This is a genomic window from Paenibacillus chitinolyticus NBRC 15660 (genome assembly GCF_000739915.1).
Classification (GTDB): domain Bacteria; phylum Bacillota; class Bacilli; order Paenibacillales; family NBRC-103111; genus Paenibacillus_F; species Paenibacillus_F chitinolyticus.
Genome location: NZ_BBJT01000004.1, coordinates 244,301 through 266,068, shown reverse-complemented (window position 1 = coordinate 266,068; position 21,768 = coordinate 244,301). Strand labels below are relative to the sequence as shown.

Annotated in this window: 19 protein-coding genes; 16 read left to right on the top strand and 3 right to left on the bottom strand. The window is 55.1% G+C overall.

From position 1 onward, the window contains the following. Positions 1–10 precede the first annotated feature (10 nt). The 3 genes from PCH01S_RS11190 (at position 11) to PCH01S_RS11180 (ending at position 3,166) form a co-directional block, all read left to right on the top strand. The gene (locus tag PCH01S_RS11190; protein WP_009676154.1) at positions 11–889 is read left to right on the top strand and encodes a carbohydrate ABC transporter permease; all 879 of its coding nucleotides are present in this window, start codon (positions 11–13) and stop codon (positions 887–889) included. After that, a complete protein-coding gene (locus tag PCH01S_RS11185; protein WP_042229298.1) occupies positions 890–1,726 on the top strand; it encodes a carbohydrate ABC transporter permease in 837 nt (278 codons plus the stop codon). 138 nt (positions 1,727–1,864) lie between these two features. Then, positions 1,865–3,166: an ABC transporter substrate-binding protein gene (locus PCH01S_RS11180; protein ID WP_042229297.1), complete on the top strand. Its 1,302-nt coding sequence runs from the start codon at positions 1,865–1,867 to the stop codon at positions 3,164–3,166. 329 nt (positions 3,167–3,495) lie between these two features. Here PCH01S_RS11180 and PCH01S_RS11175 read toward each other — a convergent pair whose 3' ends face one another. Beyond that, entirely contained in the window at positions 3,496–4,950 is a 1,455-nt protein-coding gene (locus tag PCH01S_RS11175) for an MFS transporter (RefSeq protein WP_042229295.1), read from the bottom strand. Between the two features lie 256 nt (positions 4,951–5,206). Between PCH01S_RS11175 and PCH01S_RS11170 the strand changes: the two genes are divergently transcribed. From PCH01S_RS11170 to PCH01S_RS11145, 6 genes are all read left to right on the top strand, one after another. After that, entirely contained in the window at positions 5,207–5,788 is a 582-nt protein-coding gene (locus tag PCH01S_RS11170) for a TetR/AcrR family transcriptional regulator (protein ID WP_042229293.1), read from the top strand. A 243-nt stretch (positions 5,789–6,031) separates the two neighbouring features. Continuing rightward, positions 6,032–7,027: an NAD(P)/FAD-dependent oxidoreductase gene (locus tag PCH01S_RS11165; RefSeq protein WP_042229292.1), complete on the top strand. Its 996-nt coding sequence runs from the start codon at positions 6,032–6,034 to the stop codon at positions 7,025–7,027. Positions 7,028–7,345: 318 nt separating this feature from the next. Continuing rightward, positions 7,346–7,990 carry a hypothetical protein gene (locus tag PCH01S_RS11160; protein ID WP_042229290.1) on the top strand — a complete coding sequence of 215 codons (645 nt, stop codon included), beginning with the start codon at positions 7,346–7,348 and terminating at the stop codon, positions 7,988–7,990. Between the two features lie 201 nt (positions 7,991–8,191). Then, positions 8,192–8,344 (top strand): hypothetical protein, encoded by a 153-nt coding sequence (locus PCH01S_RS30875; RefSeq protein WP_164977111.1) that lies wholly within the window; start codon positions 8,192–8,194, stop codon positions 8,342–8,344. A 912-nt stretch (positions 8,345–9,256) separates the two neighbouring features. Next, complete coding sequence (locus PCH01S_RS30870) at positions 9,257–9,403, top strand: hypothetical protein (RefSeq protein ID WP_164977112.1); 147 nt, start codon at positions 9,257–9,259, stop codon at positions 9,401–9,403. A 160-nt stretch (positions 9,404–9,563) separates the two neighbouring features. Beyond that, the gene (locus tag PCH01S_RS11145; protein ID WP_042229284.1) at positions 9,564–11,081 is read left to right on the top strand and encodes a WG repeat-containing protein; all 1,518 of its coding nucleotides are present in this window, start codon (positions 9,564–9,566) and stop codon (positions 11,079–11,081) included. 35 nt (positions 11,082–11,116) lie between these two features. Here the strand turns inward: PCH01S_RS11145 and PCH01S_RS11140 are convergent, their stop codons facing one another. Next, a complete protein-coding gene (locus tag PCH01S_RS11140) occupies positions 11,117–12,226 on the bottom strand; it encodes a DUF2161 family putative PD-(D/E)XK-type phosphodiesterase (RefSeq protein WP_042229282.1) in 1,110 nt (369 codons plus the stop codon). A gap of 254 nt (positions 12,227–12,480) precedes the next feature. On the opposite strand from PCH01S_RS11140, the gene PCH01S_RS11135 reads away from it, so the two are divergent. From PCH01S_RS11135 to PCH01S_RS11115, 5 genes are all read left to right on the top strand, one after another. Beyond that, entirely contained in the window at positions 12,481–14,376 is a 1,896-nt protein-coding gene (locus tag PCH01S_RS11135; RefSeq protein ID WP_042229280.1) for a PrkA family serine protein kinase, read from the top strand. Positions 14,377–14,582: 206 nt separating this feature from the next. Continuing rightward, positions 14,583–15,971 carry an MATE family efflux transporter gene (locus PCH01S_RS11130; RefSeq protein WP_042229279.1) on the top strand — a complete coding sequence of 463 codons (1,389 nt, stop codon included), beginning with the start codon at positions 14,583–14,585 and terminating at the stop codon, positions 15,969–15,971. A gap of 175 nt (positions 15,972–16,146) precedes the next feature. Beyond that, positions 16,147–16,554 (top strand): hypothetical protein, encoded by a 408-nt coding sequence (locus PCH01S_RS11125; RefSeq protein ID WP_042229932.1) that lies wholly within the window; start codon positions 16,147–16,149, stop codon positions 16,552–16,554. Between the two features lie 170 nt (positions 16,555–16,724). Then, a complete protein-coding gene (locus PCH01S_RS11120; RefSeq protein ID WP_042229276.1) occupies positions 16,725–16,991 on the top strand; it encodes a hypothetical protein in 267 nt (88 codons plus the stop codon). A 161-nt stretch (positions 16,992–17,152) separates the two neighbouring features. Beyond that, on the top strand, positions 17,153–17,929 hold the full coding sequence (locus tag PCH01S_RS11115; protein ID WP_042229273.1) for a class I SAM-dependent methyltransferase: 777 nt from the start codon (positions 17,153–17,155) through the stop codon (positions 17,927–17,929). A 286-nt stretch (positions 17,930–18,215) separates the two neighbouring features. Here PCH01S_RS11115 and PCH01S_RS11110 read toward each other — a convergent pair whose 3' ends face one another. Further along, complete coding sequence (locus PCH01S_RS11110) at positions 18,216–19,283, bottom strand: LacI family DNA-binding transcriptional regulator (RefSeq protein ID WP_042229272.1); 1,068 nt, start codon at positions 19,281–19,283, stop codon at positions 18,216–18,218. Between the two features lie 213 nt (positions 19,284–19,496). On the opposite strand from PCH01S_RS11110, the gene PCH01S_RS11105 reads away from it, so the two are divergent. Together PCH01S_RS11105 and PCH01S_RS11100 are read left to right on the top strand one after the other, a co-directional pair. Next, complete coding sequence (locus PCH01S_RS11105) at positions 19,497–20,312, top strand: DUF817 domain-containing protein (protein ID WP_042229271.1); 816 nt, start codon at positions 19,497–19,499, stop codon at positions 20,310–20,312. A gap of 3 nt (positions 20,313–20,315) precedes the next feature. Then, on the top strand, positions 20,316–21,659 hold the full coding sequence (locus tag PCH01S_RS11100) for an MATE family efflux transporter (protein ID WP_042229269.1): 1,344 nt from the start codon (positions 20,316–20,318) through the stop codon (positions 21,657–21,659). Positions 21,660–21,768 lie beyond the last annotated feature (109 nt).

Sequence of the window (21,768 nt, the reverse complement as noted above, 5' to 3'; positions counted from 1 at the left end):
AGGAAGACAGATGCATAAGCGTTCATCGCAATGGGGTCAGCAATTATTTTTTCTCGGACCTGCGGTCCTGTTCTTTACCTTGATTATTATCATCCCTTTCCTGCTCGGCATGTACTACTCGTTCACGAACTGGAACGGGGTATCCGGCGAGGTCAGTTGGGTAGGCTTTGATAATTTTAAAAGAATCTTTACCCAGGATCAAGATTTCTGGAGTGCGTTCTGGTTTACCGTCCGGTTTACGATCGTGGGCGTCGTGCTGTCCAATCTGGTCGGATTCGTTCTGGCGTATCTGCTGACGAGACCGCTTAAGACCCGGAATTTCCTGAGAACCATTTTCTTTATGCCGAATGTAATCGGCGGACTTCTTCTCGGATTTATTTGGCAGTTTATTTTCGTAAAAGGGTTCTCCGCTATCGGTGAAATGACGGGAATCGGCTTCTTCAATCTTCCGTGGCTCGGGGATTCGACGACCGCCTTCTGGGGAATTGTCATCGTGTTCGTCTGGCAGACAGCCGGGTATTTGATGGTCATTTACATCGCGGCTTTCAGCAACGTGCCCAAAGACGTGATCGAAGCGGCACAGATCGACGGAGCCACGCAGGGACAAGTTCTGCGCTCCATTATGATTCCGCTCATCATGTCGGCCGTTACCGTCTGCCTGTTCCTTGCCATCTCGTGGACGTTCAAAATGTTCGATCTCAATTTGTCGCTGACGAAAGGCGGACCCTTCCGCTCGACCGAATCCGTCGCGATGAATATTTACAGCGAAGCGTTCCAGAACAACCGGTACGGTCTCGGAACAGCCAAGGCGCTGGTGTTCTTCATCGTCGTCGCGGTCATCACGTGGCTGCAGGTCCGATTCACGAAAAGCAAGGAGGTCGAAGCGTAAATGGAAGCACAAAACCGTTACTCCGGGCGTGTGTTTATCGCCGAAATCGTAACGTTTGTCATCGCTCTTCTGTTCCTTGTCCCGTTTTACTTCCTTCTTGTGAACTCCGTGAAAAGCTTCGGCGACCTGCTTTCCAATGCCGCCAGCTGGCCGGAATCGTTTCACTTCGAGAATTACAAGCGGGCCTGGAGCATCACCAAATTCCCGGTCGTCTTCTGGAACTCTCTGATCGTTACCGTGATCAGCAACATCGGCATTGCGCTCATAAGCGCCATGGCGGCTTACCGGCTGGTGCGGTATAAAAGCCGCATCAACCAAGTCCTGTTCGGCATGTTCGTGGCCGCGATGGTCATTCCGTTCCAGTCGATCATGATTCCGCTCGTGAAGGTTCTCTCCGGCGTAGGCTTGATGGACAGCCTGTGGGGCCTAATCATCTGCTACCTGGGGTTCGGGGCGCCGATGGCGATCTTCCTCTTCCACGGATTCGTGAAATCGATTCCTTTGGAGATCGAAGAGTCGGCTGTCGTGGACGGAACGTCCCCTTACGGCGTGTTCTGGCGCATCGTGCTGCCGCTGCTTAAGCCGATGTTCGTAACCGTCATCATTCTCAACGCCCTCTGGACGTGGAACGATTATCTGCTGCCATCGCTCGTCCTGCAAAATCAGTCCCTGCGGACCATTCCGCTGGCCACATTCTCGTTCTTCGGCCAATATATGAAGCAGTGGGATCTGGCTCTGCCGGCGCTCGTGCTCGGCATTACGCCGATTATCATTTTCTTCCTGGCCATGCAGCGCTATATTATCGAAGGCATTACGGCCGGATCGGTTAAAGGCTGACGTACGGATCTGACAAATCGTGTAAGGTCAATTTGTTCCACTCAACAGATCAACAGCTTACGTGTTAACGGCTCTTTCCGGTTTATATAATGAAGAAGTCATCCAGAAAGAAGCAAGATCATAAAGGGAGGTTTCACCATGAAAAAGCTTTCTACACTCGCACTCGTTTCCGTATTTGCGATGTCCACCGTGCTCGCAGGCTGCGGAAGCGGAGATTCCGGTAAAACCGCAGAAGGCGGCAATGCGGCCGAAGGCGGAACGAAAACAATTAAAATTTTTCAATTTAAAGTAGAAATCGCGGAAGCGCTGAACAAAGTCAAAGCCGAATACGAAAAAACACATCCCGGCGTGAAGCTGGACATCCAGACCGTAGGCGGAGGCGCGGATTACGGCGCGGCGCTCAAAGCCAAGTTTGCCGGCGGCGATACGCCCGACATTTTCAACAACGGCGGCTTCCAGGAAATGAACACGTGGATGGAGCATCTCGAAGATCTCTCCGACCAGCCCTGGGTAAAAGACCTGGTTCCGGTTGCGAAAGAACCGATGACCAAGGACGGCAAAATCTACGGACAGCCGATGGGACTGGAAGGCTACGGCTTTATTTACAACAAGGACCTGTTCAAGAAAGCCGGCATCGCCGAGCTTCCGAAAACGCTGACTCAGCTCGACGAAGCCTCGAAGAAACTTCAGGCGGCGGGCATCACGCCGTTCGCGAACGGGTACCAGGAATGGTGGGTGCTGGGTAACCATACGCTTAACGTCGCGTTCGCCAACCAGCCGGATTCCAACAAATTTATCGCCGGCCTGAACGCCGGAACCGAGAAATTCAAGGGCAACCCGGTCTTCGAGCAGTGGACCAGAATGGTGGATCTAACCCTGAAATACAGCAATAAAAATCCGCTGACGACCGACTACAACACGCAGGTCACGATGTTCGCGAACGGCCAGGCCGCTATGATGCAGCAGGGTAACTGGACGCAAGTACAGATCGACGGCATCAACAAAGATCTGAACATCGGCATTCTGCCGATGCCGATCAGCGACGATGCGGCTCAAACGGACAAGCTTTATGTGGGCGTTCCGAACAACTGGGTCATCAACAAGAACTCCAAGGTCAAAGCCGAAGCCAAAGAATTTTTGAACTGGCTCGTCTCTTCCGATGCGGGCAAAGCTTTTATCACCCATGACTTCAAATTCATTCCGGCCTTCACGAACATCGAAGCCAAACCCGAAGATCTCGGCGACCTGGCCGCGGATATTATGACGTACAGCAAAGAGAATAAAGTTCTGGGCTGGAACTCCTCTAAGTATCCGGAAGGCGCCATGCAGGAATTCGGAGCCACGATGCAGGCTTATGTAGCCGGCAAGAAAACGAAAGATCAAATGTTGGACGACTTCCAGAAAACGTGGGACAACCTTAAGGGGAAAACCGCGCAGTAAGGAAAAAGTTAAAGAAACGCTTGCGATGTGAATCGCAGGCGTTTTTTTGCGTGTGGTAAAGCTTGCGGATGCATGGCAGGGAGCGGCTCTCAGTGAGGGAAGGAAGCGTAGTGACATGCACAGGATTGGAGGGGGCGGGGTGAGATAACGAGGATAAGCGATCTGACGAGCGGGAGGACAGGCGTAAAAAATCGGAGACATAGCGAAGGGGAAATGAAGAAAAAACGAAGGAAGAATGAAGGAAGAACGAAGAATGGAGAACGAGGATGAAGGAAGCACCGGTAAACGGAGGAAAAGCGGTCCCTTATGCGTAAAGGAACCGCTTTTGTTTATTCGGGACCATTCCCTCGTGTAACGGCCCAGAAGAGAAGGGCCAGCCCGCTGACGGCAGCGCCGAAAAGGCATACTCCGTTCCAGCCGCCGATAGCGTACAAGCTTGTCGAAGCAATCGCTCCTGTGGCACTGCCGAGCGAGTAGAAGATCATGTACCCGGCGGTCAGCCGGCTCCGTGCCTCGGGGCGTACGGTGAAGATCAGGCTCTGGTTCGTCACATGGACGGCCTGGACGGCAAGGTCGAGCAGGATGACGCCGATGACCGCGGCTGCCAGCGAATGGGGCGTGAATCCGATAAAGCCCCAGGACGCCAGCAGCAGAACCAGCGCCAATCCGGTGGTTCGCTGTCCCAGGCCCCGGTCGGCCAGCCTGCCCGCTCTGGCGGCTGCTAGAGCTCCGGCTGCTCCGGCAAGACCGAATGCGCCGACAGCCGTGTGGGAAAGCGACAGCGGAGGCGCGCTGAGAGGAAGGACAAGGGCGGTCCACAAGGTACTGAACACGGTGAAGATCAAGAAAGCCAGGACAGCGCGTATCCGCAGCAGGCGCTCTTCTATAAACAAAGCGAAAACCGACCGGAGCAGCCGAGGATAAGAGAGTTCCGTTTTTGTGTGATGAACATCCGGCAAAATGCGGTACAGGGCGGCGCCCGTCACAAACATCAGCAGTGCCGAGATGAGATAAACCGATCTCCAGCCGGCCAGGTCCGTCAGGGTGCCGGCGAAGGTTCGTGCCAGCAGGATGCCGATTACGATGCCGCTCTGCACCACGCCTACGACGCGTCCCCGTTCAGCGGAGGAGGCGAGGGTGGAGGCGTAGGCGACAAGCACTTGAGTCACGACGGCGAGCAGCCCGACAGCGGCCAGTCCGGCCAGCAGTACCGGTGCGGACGGGGCGGTGCCGACGATCAGGAGAGCGCCGGCCGAGAGCAGCATTTGAACGACGATCAGCCGCCGCCGGTTCAGCAGATCCCCCAGGGGGACGAGCAGCAGCAGGCCCAGAGCGTAACAAATCTGAGTTACGGTAACGACAAGGCCCACGGCAGCGGGAGCTACCCCGAATTCCGACGCAAGAGCGTCGAGCAGAGGCTGCGCGTAGTAAATGTTGGCCACGGCGAGCCCGCAAGCGGCGGAGAAAAGCAGCGCCTTCGAAGCGGACAAGGAAGACGGGGCCGAAGGCGGAACGGGAAGAGAGGCTGGAGCCGAAGGCGATACGGAGCGGGGCTGCGAATCCGCGGACAAGGCCCCGGTCGATGCCGGTGCGGGTATCGAAGCAGAGGCTGTTACCGGTGACGGTTTCAAAACCGATGCCGATGTCTGATCTTGCACGAGAGCCTCAGCCTCTGCCGGGATCGGGGCGGAAGCTTCTACCACGGGGACGTCTGACGCCGTTTCCGGACCGGATGCGCCATCCGTGAGGCCGGCGGGAGAGCCGATTTTGCAGGGGGAAACCATGTTCATTCCACTCCTTTGGTGAATTTTAAAATTTATAATATACTGAATGGTACATAATGATTGTTAAATTACCAGCAAAAAACACATCTGTCAAGAGACATTTTAAAACGCGCCACAAATTAAAACGATCCCAAAAACAGTGTTTTTTAACCTTTCAATAGGGGTTTTCTGCAACAGAAGCCCTTGATTTATTGACAAGAAGTAGAAGGAAAACTAAAATGATAACATACTGAACGATATACTAAGGGGTGTTCCTATGGTCCGGCAAAGAGAATTCGATGAGGACGCTGCTTTGGACGCGGCTATGCGGTTGTTCTGGGAAAAAGGATACGAGGCCGCTTCGTTAACCGAATTGACGGCCAGAATGGGCATCCAGCGGCCGAGCATGTATGCCGCTTTCGGCAGTAAGAAAGAGCTGTTCGAGGCCGCTCTGCGCAGCTATACAAAGGCTCACGCCGCCCGCGTCCGGGCCAAATTGCAAAGCCGCACTTCCGTAAAAGACGCCTTCCGATCTTTGTTCGAAGGAATCGTAGCGGATGAATACGAGGGAAGCCTGAACCGGGGATGCTTCAGTATTAACACGATGGTGGAGCTTGCGCCCCACGATGAGAAATTCGAGATTCTTACTAGGGAACATCAATTGTACCTATCGGTAATTTTCCAGGAAACGATTGAACGGGGCATACGCACGGGGGAGCTGGATGCGGCGCTGGAAGCAAGAGGAACAGCCCAGGCTCTGCTGGTTTCGCTGATCGGGCTTACGGTCATGCTTAAATCCCGTCCGGACAGGCAGTTCGCCGATAACACGGTAAAGACGGTGCTAACTTTGCTTCGCTGACCGGCCGAAAAGATACCGCATGTTTCAAGGGCGTGTAGCGCACGGCATTCAACGCACGGCGTGTGGCGTACGGCACCGGGTACCCGGCAACCGGCATGGGGGCGATGCGGCGTCGGAAAAAGATCACCTGAACCCGATGAGAGTGTAATCGAACCGATTACATTTTGTAAGCGAAGGGTATAGTAAAGAGAAGGTTGTTTGACGTTGTTTCACTTGTCTCTCTACTATAAAAGAAGGTGACTTATGACATACGATTCGATTATTGTCGGCGGAGGAATTGCTGGCCTGCAGGCGGCCATCCAGCTTGGACGCTACGATCATCGCGTCCTGGTTATCGACGCGGGATACGGCCGCTCCACTCTGTGCGCCAACTACCATAACGTGCTCGGCTACCCCGACGGGATATCCGGCGAAGAGCTGCGGCGCACGGGCCGGGGCCAGGCCGAGGCGCTGGGCGTCGCGTTCGCCGAAGGACTGGCCGTCCGTCTTGCGGGCTCGCTGGAGACCGGCTTCCGCGTCGGCGTGCGGAAGCTCCTGCCGGACGAGCGCGGCGGCTCGCATCCGCTGGCGGCGCACGAGCCCGGCGGGCGGGGACTGCCCGATGAGTCCGGGGCCGGGCCGGAAACCGAATACACCGGTGCCACGCTGCTGCTGGCTACCGGTGTGATGGACCGCTTCCCGGAGCTGCCGGGGCTGCGGGAATGCCTCGGACATACGGTATACGTATGTCCGGACTGCGACGGCCACGAGGTGGCGGGCCGCCGCACGCTCGTGCTGGGCGCCGGAAATCCCGGCGCCGGCATGGCTTTGACCCTGCGTCCGCGGACGGACAAGCTCACGTTCGTGAATCACGAACGGAGACCCGTTAACGCGGACCTGCAGGAGAAGCTGGAGCGCGCCGGCATCGACACCGTCGCCGGTCCGATTGCCGCCATCCTGGAGGATGACGGCAGGATCGGCGGCGTGAAACTGGCCGGCGGCGAGACGCTGGAAGCCGAGAGAGGGTTCCTCGGCTTCGGCGGCAATGCCGTCCACTCCGGCCTGGCCTCGCAGCTCGGCGTGGAACGGATGGAGAACGGCCATCTGCTGGCCGATCCGCGCAGCAAGGAAACGAACATTCCCGGCGTCTATGTGGCCGGAGATATCGGTGTGCATGCGGAGCAGCTTACCGTCGCGATGGGCGAAGGCGCCATGGCGGCTATCTGGATGAACAAAGCGATCCGCAAGAAGAACAACTGACCGCACGAAAGGCGGAGGACGGCACCTGTCGACAGGTGACCTGTCCCTCCGTCTTTTTTTGGTCCCGGTGGCGTGGAAGGCTAAGATTACGTGAGAGCTGGGCGTGGCGTGGGGCGAGGTGACGTGACGTACATGACGATCCTGCCGATTCCTTTTTTTCGATAAAAAAAGTTTCAAAAGAAGGTTGTAAAAGCCGGGCTCTGTTCGCCTTATTAAGTGAAGGAGCAGGGCCGTACCTTTTTTCAAGGCTCGGGCCGTCCTGCGGGAATCGTGGGGATCAGCTCCTACCTTTGAATGAACCCGAGGAGGAACAAATCTATGGCGGAGTATGCGAAAATTTTACGGTGGACCAAAAGCGATGCGGTTTACGGGCTGAAAACGAATATCCAGCTGCCTTCCAGCGCATCGGTCGGAACGACCGGCGGTTTTATTAACTTTTATTTGGGCGTTTACGGGTCCAATACGAATTACGAGTGCGGCCTGTCCACGAACTATACGGAAGCGCTAAACGGCAAATGGCACTGGTTCTGGAACACGGGAGCTGCGAACGACGGCGGGGCCTTCAATCTTGCGGCCGGAAGCACCGTGCCCATCGAGCTGTCTGTCAACAGTTCGAACAAGTTGGACTTTAAGGTAAACGGCACCGTGGTGAAAACTTTTTCCGGCGCGACGGGCACTTTCGGTTCGCTTACGAGTGCGCGGCTGGTAGTCGCGGCATGCGACCGGTCGTTTACGACGGTTCCGAATCCCCTGCCGAACTGGAATACACTCCATAATCAGGTGGTGTGCAGCGGCATCAGCTTCCGAAACAGCGCGGGTGCGTGGACGGTGCTTTCCTCCGCGAACTCAACGCCGCCTTCTTCGACCACATTTTGGCCGGACGGCTACAGCCACACGGGAACACCGGCGGATTACACGAAGGTCGTGTCCACCGGCCAGTTGATCGCTTCGCTCAAGCGTTAAAACGAAAAAGAGTCTTCTTCGGTTTTCTAAGCCGGGCGAAGGCTCTTTTTTGCAACCGGCATAGCGGGACAGGATGCAGGGAAATAAGCGGGAAGCGTGCCTGCGCTATGTTTCGGGCGGATTTTGAAACCTGTCGTGCGTAATATTTAGAAAAGATGTATGATATTTCTATAAATACAATTATTTAATGAGGTGAATGTTGTGAACGAACGCTCGAACCTGAAGAGGGAGAAAAAACCATGGAGCCTGACGATCCGGCTGCTCAATATTTTGCTGATACTGGTTATATTGGGCATTGCGCTTTATGTGGGCTTATGGATTGTAGGTATTTATGGAATGAATGCAAAGGGGTAAAAGGCTTCTACGTTTAAAATAAATGTGTAGCATTCTCAGCAGTGTGCCTTTCGGATTTTGAAAGAATACATTCAAATGCCAAAGTCCCGCGGCTAGGGACCGGCACGTTGTGCTGCAAAGATGCTTTGCGTCTACTGGCAGGCGCAGGGCTGCTGCGCTGCTGGTTCTGTAACCTCACGAGAGAAGGTGTTGATTATGGGGTATTTGATAACGCCAGTCGGAATCATATTTTTAACGATTATCGTTATAACAATAATTGCAGTTTTATTTTTAATAATGAAATCACATAAAAAATAAGAGCTATCGGTGTACTTATGACCTTTTACTATAATTCTGTAAATGAACAACGCAAAAGACAATTTTCCTTTCATTAGCTACTTTTTCTGTTCTTACTTGAAACCATTAGGCCAACTGGCTGTTCAAAGCCGATTGTAATGAATCGTAAACATCCTAGCCAAAGCAAACAAAGGGGGCTCGACGTGAGCCTCCTTTCTCTTGTTAGACGGGCAGTTCTTTCGGTTCAAGGAGACATTCCTTTTCTAATCGCGCATTTTAGTGAAAAAGATGCATGGTTATAAACCACAGGTGTGATATGCAGGATAAAGAGGAGGTAGGCCGCGGCTCATGCCACACTATGATGCAGCAGCTTTCTTTATAGTAGCGCATATGGACGACTGGCAGCTTTTCATGAATCCTCAAGCGACTTGGGAAATGTCCTCTGACACAGTTAAGGTGATCTTTATTTACACGTCATTTATGGCTTCTTGCTTCAGGAAGTTCAATCACAGGTTATGCAAGCGGGAAACCGTGCCTGCGCTATGTTTCGGGCGGATTTTGAAACCTGTCGTGCGTAATATCTAGAAAAGATGTATGATATTTCTATAAATACAATTATTTAATGAGGTGAATGTTGTGAACGAACGCTCGAACCTGAAGAGGGAGAAAAACCCATGGAGCCTGACGATCCGGCTGCTCAATATTTTGCTGATACTGGTTATTTTGGGCATTGCGCTTTATGTGGGCTTATGGCTTGTCACCATACTTGGAATCAACATATAGGGCAAAGGGCTTCTCGGAAAGAGGCCCTTTTTTATGCCATGAATTTCTCCTCTGTTCAAAAAATGTAGATTCGTATATGCTGGGGTAGTAAATTTTACCCAATTGCTAGAGTGGTCGTAAAATTTTCTGCTTGTAAAATGTCTATGGGGGAATTTTTCGAATGAGAAAGCTTGTCGGTTTTATACTTGTTTTTACCTTAGTTTTCAGTATGATGGCCGTTACAAATGCAAACGAGGCTTCAGGCAGCGGGAGTGTTCCACAACCTGACTATCTGCCATATGTAGAGGTAGGCGTTCTATCGGAAGGACTGGCCTTTTATATGGAAGCCGGGGAAGAGACCGATTCCTTCGGATTCATCGATACATCCGGGAAAATCGTGATCAAGGCCCGGTTTGAAGCTGCGGGAATATTTCATGATGGTCTGGCTCCCGTCCGAATCGACGGATTATGGGGATATGTCGATAAAACCGGACAGTTTGCTGTGCCACCTATTTATACGGGAGTGGGAAGAGTATTTGAAGAGGGGTTTGCCCAAGTAGTAAAAGACGATAAATGGGGGTATGTGGATAAAACCGGAAAAGAAGTGATTGCGTTTGATTATGAGGATACCAACCCGTTTAATAACGGGCTTGCTCCCGTGAAAAAAAATGAAAAATACGGTTACATAAATAAAGAGGGGAAAGAGGTCGTTCCGTTCCGATACGAAGCCGCTACGGTTTTTAGTGAGGGAAGGGCTATGGTAAAGATCAAGGACAAGTGGGGCGTTATCGACCAAAACGGCATAGAAATCGAAAAGCCGAAGTTTGAGGAAGCTTTTCCGTACAGCCGCGGCTTGGCAGCTGTCAAACATGAAGGAAAGTGGGGATACATCGATTTGTCGGGTAGAGAAGTCATCCAAGCACATTATGATGAAGCCCGCCCCTTCCAAGAAGGTGATCTGGCGCCCGTTCAAGTCGACGGCAAATGGGGGTATGTAAATAAAGAGGATACGATGATCATCCGGCCGCAATTCATGGATGTATATACTGTTTTTTCTGAGGGACTTGCCTTGGTGTCCATCGAAAACGAAGATGATTATGAAATGTTAGGCTACATTGATCAAAGGGGAAAAGTCGTTGTGCCCTATAGCTACGATTTGATGGGTTCCTCTTTTAGCGGTGGTCTTGCTACCGTAGCGGACGGCGGACAAGGAAGCTTTTATTTTATGCGGAATCCGCTGAATGTCCAAACTCAGGAGCCGCAACCTCAATCCGCTTTGCCTTCCGCGTCCAAAGTAATGATAAACGGGCGGGAAGTTTCCCCGGAGGCTTATAACATCGGCGGGAACAATTTTTTCAAGCTGCGCGATTTGGCTATGCTTTTGAACGGGACGAACAAAGGGTTTGAAGTCGGCTGGGATCAAGATGCCAAGGTTATTCGCCTTACTACGTCAAAAGCTTACACAGAAGTGGGTGGAGAGCTTGCCGCAACCGGCCAGCTTTCCGTCAAGCAGGCGGCCCCTGCTGCGGCAAAGCTGCTTGTAAACTCGGAGGAGGCCCGCTTCACAGCCTACACGCTCGATGGCAACAATTATTTCAAACTTCGGGATCTTGCTCAAGCGCTTGATTTTAACGTTTCGTGGGATGCTGCCTCAAACGCTTTAACGATCGATACGAAATCCGGCTACCAGCCTGAGTAGCATGACATAGAAACAGATTCAAAAAGAAAGGAGGCTCACGTCGAGCCTCCTTTCTTTGCTTTGGCTGATTTCCTTTTCCGCGTAGACGGGGTCTGCTGCAAACCGGACGCGTCCGGCTTATCCCGCTTGTCCGTCTGAGCGGTAATGTCCCGCTGACTCGATGCGTTCCGCAAGTCCGGCGAGTCCGCAGGCTCCGACACGTCCTGTGCGTCACGCACGTCCGCAGGCTCCGACGCGCCCGGCAGCTCAGCCATAGCGGCCACCCCCGCCTCCGGACGCGGGTGTACCGTCTCGGGCGGTTCTGGCAATCGGACGCGCGTGGTCGGTCCTGCCCCGGCAGCCCCTCCCCGCTCGTCCGCAGCACCCGCCTCCGGCCGAGAATGCTCGCCAGATTCCGTCAGCCCGGCATCCGGGGACGCGTCCGGCTCGCGAGGCATGAAGCGGGCCGCCACGTGGGCGAACGTGTCCAGCGCTTCTTCGCCGGGGCGCGTCAGCCCGTACAGTCCCCGCCTGACGCGGACGAACCAGCCGTACACGTTGCGCTGGAGCAGGGCCGGCGTCTTGGCGTTGCCCGTAAGCTCGCGCAAGCGGCGGGGAGAGAGCGGTCCCTGCTCGCGAATCAGCAGGGCGCAGTGCAGCGCCTTCTCGCGGTAAGCCGTGACGAGCTTGAGCCCCCGGCTGCCGCCCACGTTGTAGTCGGCGCTGCGCTCGCGGAACTCGCCGAGCACTCGCTCGGCGGCGCGTTTCCTCGTCTTCCGCGCGGGAGCGGTGTCGCCGAAGCCCGGTGGCTCGCACACCACCTCGACGGCGGGCTTCCTCGTTTTGTAGAACTGCACCGTGATAAGTCCGAGACCGAGACGGCCGCACAGCTTGCGGATGTCCGCCCAGGTCATCCGGTGGGGGACCCGCCCTTTGGCGGGAAGCTCGATCGCGATATAGACGCGGTGCGTCACGTCCTGCCGCCGGAGTCCCTGAAGCAGCAGGGGGACGGTCAGGCTGCGCTTGAGCTCGACGACGACGGGCGGCTCGCCCTCCAGGACGGCGACGAGATCGCAGTGCCGCACTTCTCCCCGGACGTCGTAGCCGAGCTTTTCCCAGTAGGCTTTAACCGGGCCGTACAGCTCCGTTTCGCTCCGAATCGCCACTGTGTTATGCGCCCCTTTCCTTCCAAAACGGTTTTCCGGTTTCTTGATTATAGCACGAAAAAGACGTCCGGGTCGGCTACCCGCGGTAAAGACTTCCACCGATCTGCCACCGGTTGTGAGGCTTGTTTTTCCTTTGTTCCTGTACAAATTTAGTGGCAAGAATCGTCCTTGGACCGCATAGGATTGTAGTACCCTAAAATCACTATCACGAGCTATCCGCTCTTTTGAGGCAATGGCAGTGAGAGGAGGTACCCATGGATATTTTCAAACGCATCACGGAGCACCGGACCGAGAAGGAGCAGCTTGCATGGTCGGGCACACTCCGGGAGTATCTCGAGCTCGTGCGGCAAAATCCGGGTCTGGCGATGACAGCCCATGCGCGTGTGTACGAAATGATCGCTTCTCACGGCATTGAACAAAACGACGGGCACACCCGGTACAATTTTTTCGACAAGGAGATCTTTGGGCTCGACCGCGCAGTCGAAAAACTGGTGGAGGAATATTTCCACTCCGCCGCACGGCGTCTGGATGTCCGCAAACGGATTTTGCTGCTGATGGGGCCGGTAAGTGGAGGCAAATCGACGATCGTCACGCTGCTGAAAAGGGGTTTGGAGCAGTTTTCCAAAACAGACAAGGGAGCCGTTTATGCGATTAAAGGCTGCCCGATGCACGAAGATCCGTTTCACCTCATTCCGAATGAATTGAGGCCGGAAATAGAGTCCGAGCTGGGTATCCGCATCGAAGGGAACTTGTGCCCGTCCTGCCAGCTCAGGCTGAAAACGGAATACGGCGGCAACATCGAGAACGTGCTGGTCGAGCGGGTGCTGATCTCCGAGGACGACCGGGTGGGGATAGGCACGTTCAGTCCGTCCGATCCGAAGTCCCAGGATATCGCCGACTTGACCGGAAGCATCGATTTTTCCACGATCACGGAGTACGGCTCCGAATCGGACCCGCGCGCCTACCGTTTCGACGGAGAGTTGAACAAGGCGAACCGCGGACTAATGGAGTTTCAGGAAATGCTGAAATGCGACGAGAAATTTCTCTGGAATCTGCTGTCCCTGACGCAGGAGGGCAATTTCAAAGCGGGCCGCTTCGCGCTTATCTCGGCGGATGAGCTGATTGTGGCGCATACGAACGAATCCGAGTACAAGGCGTTTATCGCGAACAAAAAGAACGAGGCCCTTCAGTCGCGGATGATTGTCATGCCGATTCCTTATAATCTGAAGGTAACGGACGAAGAGAAAATTTACACGAAGCTTATCAAACAGAGCGATATGTCGCATATTCATATTGCGCCGCACGCGCTGCGGGCCGCCGCTATTTTCTCCATTCTGACCCGGCTTAAGGAAACGAAGAAACAGGGCATGGATCTCGTGAAAAAAATGCGGATGTACGACGGCGAAGCCGTGGAAGGCTACAAGGATGCGGACCTGAAAGAGATGCAGAACGAGTACCTGGAAGAAGGAATGAGCGGCATAGATCCCCGCTATGTCATCAACCGGATTTCCAGTGCGCTTATCCGCCACGATCTCCAGTGCATCAACGGACTCGATGTGCTGCGGGCGCTGAAGGAAGGACTGGACCAGCATCCGTCCATCACCCGGGACGAACGGGAGCGGTACCTCAACTTTATTTCGGTCGCCCGCAAAGAATACGACGATATCGCGAAGAAGGAAGTGCAGAAAGCGTTTGTATACTCGTTCGACGAGTCGGCCAAAACGCTGTTCGACAACTATCTCGACAATATCGAGGCTTACTCCAACTGGGGCAAAATCAAAGACCCTCTGACGGGGGAGGAGATGGACCCCGACGAGCGTCTCATGCGTTCGATCGAGGAGCAGATCGGCATTTCCGAAAATGCGAAGAAGGCGTTCCGCGAAGAAATTCAGATCCGGATTTCGTCTTACTCCCGCAAAGGGAAGAAGTTCGATTACAGTACGCATGAACGGCTGCGGGAAGCGATTGAGAAGAAGCTGTTCGCCGATCTGAAAGATATCGTCAAAATTACGACTTCCACCAAGACTCCGGACGAAAGACAGTTGAAGAAAATCAACGAAGTGACCCGGCAGCTGATTGACGGGCATGGTTACTGCCCGGTTTGCGCGAATGAGCTGCTGCGGTATGTCGGCAGCCTCTTGAACCGGTAATTTTTTTCTTAAACAAAGATAACCGAAGAATACCGCCTAACAATCGTGAAATGACGAGGTAGGCGGTTTCTGTTGTCCGCACAAGAACTTCGCTAACCGGGTTTACGCTATGGTAACATTAGGATATCGTTTTGCTGCGGTTGGTATGGTTCCCGAGAGGGAATCATACAAGCGCGGCTCATTTTATTAGGAGGAAGCACCCCGCCATGGCGAAAAACGAAGCACAAATGGATTTGACCCAAGGCCCGATTGCGAGAAAATTGCTCCTGTTTTCCCTGCCCGTCCTGTACGGGAATGTGCTGCAATCACTGAACGGGACGGTTAACAGCATCTGGGTCGGTAAATTTTTGGGTGAAAGCGCTTTTGCGGCTACATCCAATGCGAACAATGTGATGTTTCTTATGCTCAGTTCCATCTTCGGCATAGGAATGGCATCCACGATTATGATCGGGCAGAGCATCGGAGCGGGCGATACCGCCCAGGCGAAGCGGGTGGTGGGAGCGAGCGCCCTGTTTTTCTTCACCCTTTCGCTGGTTGTGGGTATCCTGGGCGTGCTCTTGTCCCCGCAGATTCTGCAGTGGATGCACACTCCCGCGGATGCGATGGACATGGCCAACGCTTATCTGAGAATTATTTTTATGAGCATGCCGTTTATGTTCTGCTATAACATGATTATGACGATCCTGCGCGGCGCGGGGGATTCCAAAACGCCCTTCCGGTTTCTCGTGCTGTCCATCATTCTGGATATCGCGCTGAATCCGCTGCTGATTTTCGGCTGGGGTCCGATCCCCGCACTCGGCATTTCGGGTTCCGCACTGGCAACGGGCATCTCGCAGCTTGTCGCCCTCGTCGCTATATTAGTGTCGCTGTATCGGAAAAAATATTTTCTCCGCATTACGCGCGAAGACCGGCATCTGCTGCGCTTCGACGGGGCGATCATCGGATCGCTGGTGAAGAAAGGTGTTCCCATGGGGCTTCAAATGATCGTGGTTTCGACAAGCTCGCTGGCTATGATCAACCTCGTAAACCGGTTCGGATCGGAGGCGACGGCGGCCTATGGGGCGGCGATCCAGCTGTCTTCTTACATCCAGATGCCGGCTATGGCGATCGGCGGAGCCGTTTCGTCGTTTGCGGCCCAGAACGTGGGCGCGGGCAGGTGGGACCGGGTGCACCGCGTAACAGGCGTCGGGGTCATGTACAATGTCCTGATGACGGGCGTACTCGTCTGCCTGATCTATTTGTTCAACCGCAGCGCCCTGAGTCTGTTCCTGCCGGAAGGCCAGGCCATCGAAATCGGTATGCGGATCAACCTGCTGACGCTTTGGAGTTTTATCATTTTCGGCATTACCTTCGTGGTCTCGGGTGTCGTGCGTTCGACGGGGGCCGTCATGTTCCCGCTTCTGATCACGTTCCTGGCGCTTTGGTGCGTGCGCATCCCGCTCTCGTATTATCTGGCCGATTCCTACGGTCTGGATGCCGTATGGTGGAGTTTTCCGGTTGGATTTACGCTGGGTTCCCTCCTTTCGGTCGCTTACTACTTCTGGGGCAATTGGAAAAAAGCAAGCATGCTCACCGGCGGCGTTCAAAAAGCGTAGCTTCCGCTCCCGTCGTATCCTTTTTAAGCTAAATTCCATCCGCTCCGTTCATCCGGATTTATCTAGGCAAGCGCCCAAGTTTGGGCGCTTTTCTCACGTTCTGGGCATCTGTTCATACGATGTGTTAGATGCAAAATGCCTTTGGGCACAACATACAGAGGGTGAGGGATTGCTTATGACATTCGAAACTCAAGGTCAGGGCACATACGGCCAGGACATATACGGTCAGGGCGCATACAGTCAGGACATATACGGTCAAGGCACATACGGTCAAGGCACATACGGTCTGCAGCAGGAATGGAACCAAGCCGAATGGGTCAGTACGGAAGCGGACGAAGAAGCGCGTAAGCAGGGAGAATACGCCGTTCCCGGCGGGTATCCCGGAGGTCAAGGCGGCTACGATGGGGGTCAAGTAGGTTATCATGACGGTGGTTATCATGGCGGCTACCATGGAGGTTACCACGGTGGTTATCACGGCGGCTATCCTTACTATCCCTATCATCATCACTACTACCCGCAGCCATACTGCCCGTACTACCCGCCTTACTACAACTATCCTCACTACTATCCGTATAATAGATAACGAAAAGGATAAATAGGCTTAAGGCCGCAGCAGGCTGTCCGCAGAAGCGGGCGGCCTTCCTTTCTTTAGGCGGATAACGGCGGGAAAGGACGGAAGAGGGAGATTCTATTGGGCAAATGAAGTATAATAAAGAAATAACCCGTAATCGGATAAGATAAGGATGGTCGCTTGTGCTTAGATCAATTTCGGATACATTATTTTTACTGGCTTTAATTCTGCTCATTGTGTCGGCAATCGTGAGCGGCATCGGTTTCCAGGCCTTTACGATGAGAAGAAAAGACAATGACCCGCGTCAAATCGAGGTCCCCAACAAGCAAAAACAGCTCGAAAAGCAGAACAAAGGGATGGCCGGATTCATTCGTTCCAAAATTACGCTGACGGCGCTCGTATTTGCTTTGGTGTCGGTCGTTTTATCCTATTTGGAACGGTATGTGTAATAGAAGAAAAAGCAAATCCGCAGGCGTAGAAATGCGCTTGTCCGGATTTGTTTATAGGAAAAAACTATAAAGAACGTAGTTTTTATATATTAGACATTATAAGTCTTGTTCTTCATACTGAATGTACTACCCCGCACAGACGGGAACGGGAGGCGTTCGGAATGAACGAAGCGGAACAAGGTAAGTGGGACGCGGGGCATTATGATACGCAGATGTATTTTGTATCCAGGCTCGGCCAAGGGGTGATGGACCTTCTGAGTCCGGTCCCGGGAGAATCGGTTCTCGATCTGGGGTGCGGAACGGGCACCCTTGCGCACGAAATAGCCCTTCTCGGCGCGCAAGTGACAGGGGTGGATTTCTCGGAGGCCATGATAGAGCAGGCGAGACAGAACTATCCTGAGCTTGCTTTTGAGGTGGGAGACGCGAGAACATACCGGAGCGGCCGGACGTTCGACGCGGTGTTCTCCAACGCCGCGCTGCACTGGGTCCCGCAGGCCGATGAAGCCGCGCGGACGGTAGCGGAAGCGCTGCGGCCGGGAGGGCGGTTCGCGGCCGAATTCGGCGGCTTCGGCAACGTGGCCCGGATCGAGCGGGCGATTCACGAGGCCGTGCGCGAAGCGGGGATCGACCCCGAGCCGCGAAACCCTTGGTATTTCCCGACTATCGGGGAATATACGGGCGTGCTGGAGAGGGCCGGGCTCGATGTCCGCTACGCGGAGATCTTTGACCGGCCGACGCCGCTGCCGGGAGGAGAGCAGGCCATCCGGCACTGGCTGCACGCGTTTGCCGGCAGCTTCTTCGCCGGAATCGACGCGGCGACGCAGGAGCGCATCACGCAGGGCGTGGAGGAGCGCCTGCGCCCCGCCCTGTTCCGGGACGGCGCCTGGACCGGCGATTACTGCCGGATCCGGGTGCTGGCCCGAAAGCCGCTGGGCTGAGGCGCGCAGGGGCCGCAGACGGCATGGCCGAGCTCTCCGCGTGAGGAGCGCAGGGGCCCCGCAGACGGCAGGGCCGAGCTCTCGGCGTGAGGCGCAGCAGGGGCCGCAGGCGGCAGGCCGTGCTCTCCGCGTGAGGAGCGCAGGGGCCGCAGACGGCATGGCCACGCTTTCTGCGTGAGGCCCGCCGGTTCCGCGCCGCAGGCTTCGCCGCGGCTGTACTCGCGTCAGCGGCATACCGCGCTGTACTCGCGGCATACCGCGCTGTACTCGCGGCATACCGCCTGCGCTAGCCCGACGCCCGCGCGATGAATTCCGGCGCGAGGACGATCTTCTCGTGAGCGCGGCCGGGATGGCGCTTGCGGTAGAGGAGCGTCTCTACCGCCCGGATGCCGAGGAGCTCCTTGCTCAGCTCGACCGTGCTGAGCGTAGGCGACGAAGCGGCCGCCGCTTCGATGTTGTCGAAACCGATCACGCGGCACTGTCCGGGGATGTCGAAGCCCCGCTGCTTGAGCAGAGCCATCAGCCGCAGCGCGATGTGATCGTTCGCGCAGATGAAGCCGTCCGGCAGCTCGCTCGTGGAAACGGAGCCCACGCGGACCGCCAGATCGTGGGGCCACGTCGGACTCGCGTAAGGCACGTTCCACTTGCTCAGGCAGACGGGACGGCCCGATTCGGCCGCTTCCTCGGCGGCGATCCGGCAGCCCAGCGCGCGTTCCCTGAAGCTGACGGAGAAGGAGTCGCTCCCGACGAAAACGAGCGAGTCGCAGCCTTCCCGGAAAAGCTGCTTGGACGCGGCCACTGCGGCGTCGACATTGCTGTTGACGACACAGTCCACGTCCACGAGGGGTTCCTCATGGTCCACAAGCACGAGCGGCAGCCCGGTTTGCTGCAGTGAGATGACCGCCCGCGTCGAAAAGGTGCCGAGCAGAATGTGGCCCATACACCGTGCCGGGTCCAAAAATCCCGGCATGGCCAGTTCGTCTTCCCGGTGGGGCGGGACGGAAATCAGCATGTAGTCTGCCTGAAGATCGCGGCACGTTTGAGCGAGGCCGTCGATGACCTTCGGCCAGAAGAACGGGTCCTGCTGCTTGGCGCTGTGTATCCATACGAGCATATAAGGATCGGAGGAGGAAGAGGTTATTTCTTTTCTTCTGCCATCCCTCTCCTGGAAAAGTCCGGCCGCGGCCGGGCTTTTGTTTATTTTTTTGCGGTAGCCCATGGTCCGGGCGGTTTCCATGATTTTCAGCCGCGTTTCGTCGCTGACCCCGTCTTTGCCTGAAAGCGCTTGTGAAACGGTGTATTTTGAAATGCCAAGCCGGTCGGCAATATTTTGCATGGAGACGTGTTTACTCATCGTGCACCGCCTTTAAGTGAGTTCGGTTTGACAGCACTGCCCCCTCATTTTTCCTTCAAAAAAAGGTTCTGTCAATACCCGCGGCGCAAATAGTTGCGGGATTTTTTCCGGCTTTATTTTCTCCCTGCTTGAAAAACTTGTGCTAAACTAGCAGAGGAATGGATTCCGAGCGAGAACGCTTGGGACCTCTATATGCTGAAGGGAGGGTTTCCCATGATTCGATCCGTACGTTACGGGATTCGGCAGCTGCTGCTTTTCGGCTGGCTGGAAGCTCTTTCGTGCCTGTTTCCCGTTCTTATTTTTATCAGTCTGGCTGTTCTGAAATCGGCAAACGTCCCTCACATGTATGACCTCATGCTGGTCATCTGTCTGCTGATCCAGTGGGCGATGGTCCGGACGGGGCTTGAAACCCGGGATGAAGTGAAAGTGATCTGCCTGTTCCATCTGATCGGGCTGGCGCTGGAGATTTATAAGGTGAATATGGGCTCCTGGTCGTATCCGGAGGAAGCCTGGACGAAAGTATGGGGAGTACCGCTTTACAGCGGGTTTATGTACGCGAGCGTGGCGAGTTATTTGTGCCAGGCCTGGCGGAGATTGCATGTGGAGCTGACGCGCTGGCCTTCGCCTTGGTTTACGGTCCCGCTCGGAGCCGGAATCTATCTGAATTTTATGACCCACCATTATATCTGGGATTTGCGCTGGGTGCTGACCGCTCTGCTGTTCGTGCTGTTTTTCCGGACTGCGGTCCTGTTTACCGTCGGCAGGCAAACGTACCGGATGCCGCTCGTCCTTTCTTTTTTTCTGATCGGCTTTTTTATTTGGCTGGCGGAAAATATCGCAACCTTCCTGGGAGCGTGGCAGTATCCGAACCAGAGGGAGAGCTGGCAGCTCGTTTCTTTCGGCAAAATGAGCTCGTGGTTCCTGCTGGTCATCGTGAGCTTCCTGATTGTCGCGCAGCTTAAGCGGGTCAAACAATCGGAAAACAAGCCTGACGGGAGGATGGTTCCGGCGGCGGTGCCGGAGGAGTAGTCTATGTTTACAAATTGGGGAATGATTTTGCGGCTTGCGGTTCCGTCGATCGTGTCGTTCGCGGCGGCGACGCTGACCGGTACGATTAATTTGATGATGGTAGGCCCGATGGGCGCTCTCGTCATCGCTGCGGTAGGAATCTGCAACATTATTATGTACAACGCCTGGGCGGCCTGCTCGGGGATCGGTCACACGGTAAATTATCTTGTGGCTCAAAATTTCGGGGCCGGAGATATGAAGAAAGGCGTGGAGCGCACGTACATCGCGCTTTATCTTTGTCTGGCTCTCATTGCCGTCATCCTGGCTGCGGGGTGGCTCGGAAGCGAAGGGATTCTGCGGCTGATGGGAAGCTCTGAAGAGCTGGTCGCCGCAGGGAAGGAATATCTGGAGCTCCGGTTTTATGCGATGGCGTTTTCCGTGCTGAATTTTGCCCTTTTCGGATTCCTGAGGGGAATCGGAGATACCCGATCTCCTATGGCACTTACGATTCTGGGGAATGCGGCGATGATTGTGTTCACTTACGGGTTAACGTACGGGCATCTCGGATTTCCCGAGCTGGGGCTTCCGGGCGCCGGGCTGGCCGTCCTGATCGGGGAAGCCATCTGCAGTATCGGCTCCGTGTACATCGTGTTTTTCCGGCTCCATGACAAATACCGGACCCGCACCCGGGTCAAGCTTGACCGCAGGGAAGCGCGCCTGATCGCCGGTGAAAGCGGGAAGCTCGGCATGCAGGAATTCGCGATGAGCCTGGCCATGTTCGTGTTCACGATGTTCGTGACCCGCTTGGGGACGGAGGCGCTGGCCGCCAACGAGATTGCCCTGAACGTGATGTCACTCGGCTTCATGCCGGCTTTCGCCTTCGCATCCACGGCGACGATCCTCGTCGGGCGCGAGGTCGGCAAGCACCGGCCCGACTTGGCCCGCCGGTACGGCACCGACACGGCGGTGCTCGGCAGCATCTGCCTGCTGGTCCTGGGCGCGGTGGAGTTCGTTTTCGCGGTTCCGATCGCGAAGCTGTATTCTCAGGACCCGGAGGTTTACGTGCTTGCCGCCGACCTCATCCGGATTTCCGCGTTTTTGCAATTGTTTGACGGTCTCCTGAATTTCTACGCGGGTGGTCTGCGGGGAATCGGAGATACGACCTTCTTGCTGGGAACTTCGCTTGTGCTCAGTTGGGTCTTTTTCGTGCCACTTGCGTATTTGCTCACCTTTGTGTGGGGATTCGGTTCGGCCGGCGCCTGGATTTCACTGTATTCGTTTATCGCCGCCTTCGGCCTTGCCGTCATGTACCGGTTCTACCGGACGGACTGGGCTGCGGTGCGGATTAAAGAGGCCGAAGGCCGCTGAAAGGACGGCCGGGTTTCGGCCGTCCTTTTTTTATGGGGAAATGCGCAGTAAGGGACAGTGGAAAAGGCAGGATAAGAAACGAGGAACGCGCATAACGTGTATAAACGTG

What these genes read in the sequence shown, in the direction of transcription:
- PCH01S_RS11190 (WP_009676154.1), top strand. Translation starts at nt 11, where the DNA reads ATGCATAAGCGTTCATCGCAATGGGGTCAGCAATTATTTTTTCTCGGA.
- PCH01S_RS11185 (WP_042229298.1), top strand. Translation starts at nt 890, where the DNA reads ATGGAAGCACAAAACCGTTACTCCGGGCGTGTGTTTATCGCCGAAATC.
- PCH01S_RS11180 (WP_042229297.1), top strand. Translation starts at nt 1,865, where the DNA reads ATGAAAAAGCTTTCTACACTCGCACTCGTTTCCGTATTTGCGATGTCC.
- PCH01S_RS11175 (WP_042229295.1), bottom strand. Translation starts at nt 4,950, where the DNA reads ATGGTTTCCCCCTGCAAAATCGGCTCTCCCGCCGGCCTCACGGATGGC.
- PCH01S_RS11170 (WP_042229293.1), top strand. Translation starts at nt 5,207, where the DNA reads ATGGTCCGGCAAAGAGAATTCGATGAGGACGCTGCTTTGGACGCGGCT.
- PCH01S_RS11165 (WP_042229292.1), top strand. Translation starts at nt 6,032, where the DNA reads ATGACATACGATTCGATTATTGTCGGCGGAGGAATTGCTGGCCTGCAG.
- PCH01S_RS11160 (WP_042229290.1), top strand. Translation starts at nt 7,346, where the DNA reads ATGGCGGAGTATGCGAAAATTTTACGGTGGACCAAAAGCGATGCGGTT.
- PCH01S_RS11145 (WP_042229284.1), top strand. Translation starts at nt 9,564, where the DNA reads ATGAGAAAGCTTGTCGGTTTTATACTTGTTTTTACCTTAGTTTTCAGT.
- PCH01S_RS11135 (WP_042229280.1), top strand. Translation starts at nt 12,481, where the DNA reads ATGGATATTTTCAAACGCATCACGGAGCACCGGACCGAGAAGGAGCAG.
- PCH01S_RS11130 (WP_042229279.1), top strand. Translation starts at nt 14,583, where the DNA reads ATGGCGAAAAACGAAGCACAAATGGATTTGACCCAAGGCCCGATTGCG.
- PCH01S_RS11125 (WP_042229932.1), top strand. Translation starts at nt 16,147, where the DNA reads ATGACATTCGAAACTCAAGGTCAGGGCACATACGGCCAGGACATATAC.
- PCH01S_RS11115 (WP_042229273.1), top strand. Translation starts at nt 17,153, where the DNA reads ATGAACGAAGCGGAACAAGGTAAGTGGGACGCGGGGCATTATGATACG.
- PCH01S_RS11110 (WP_042229272.1), bottom strand. Translation starts at nt 19,283, where the DNA reads ATGAGTAAACACGTCTCCATGCAAAATATTGCCGACCGGCTTGGCATT.
- PCH01S_RS11105 (WP_042229271.1), top strand. Translation starts at nt 19,497, where the DNA reads ATGATTCGATCCGTACGTTACGGGATTCGGCAGCTGCTGCTTTTCGGC.
- PCH01S_RS11100 (WP_042229269.1), top strand. Translation starts at nt 20,316, where the DNA reads ATGTTTACAAATTGGGGAATGATTTTGCGGCTTGCGGTTCCGTCGATC.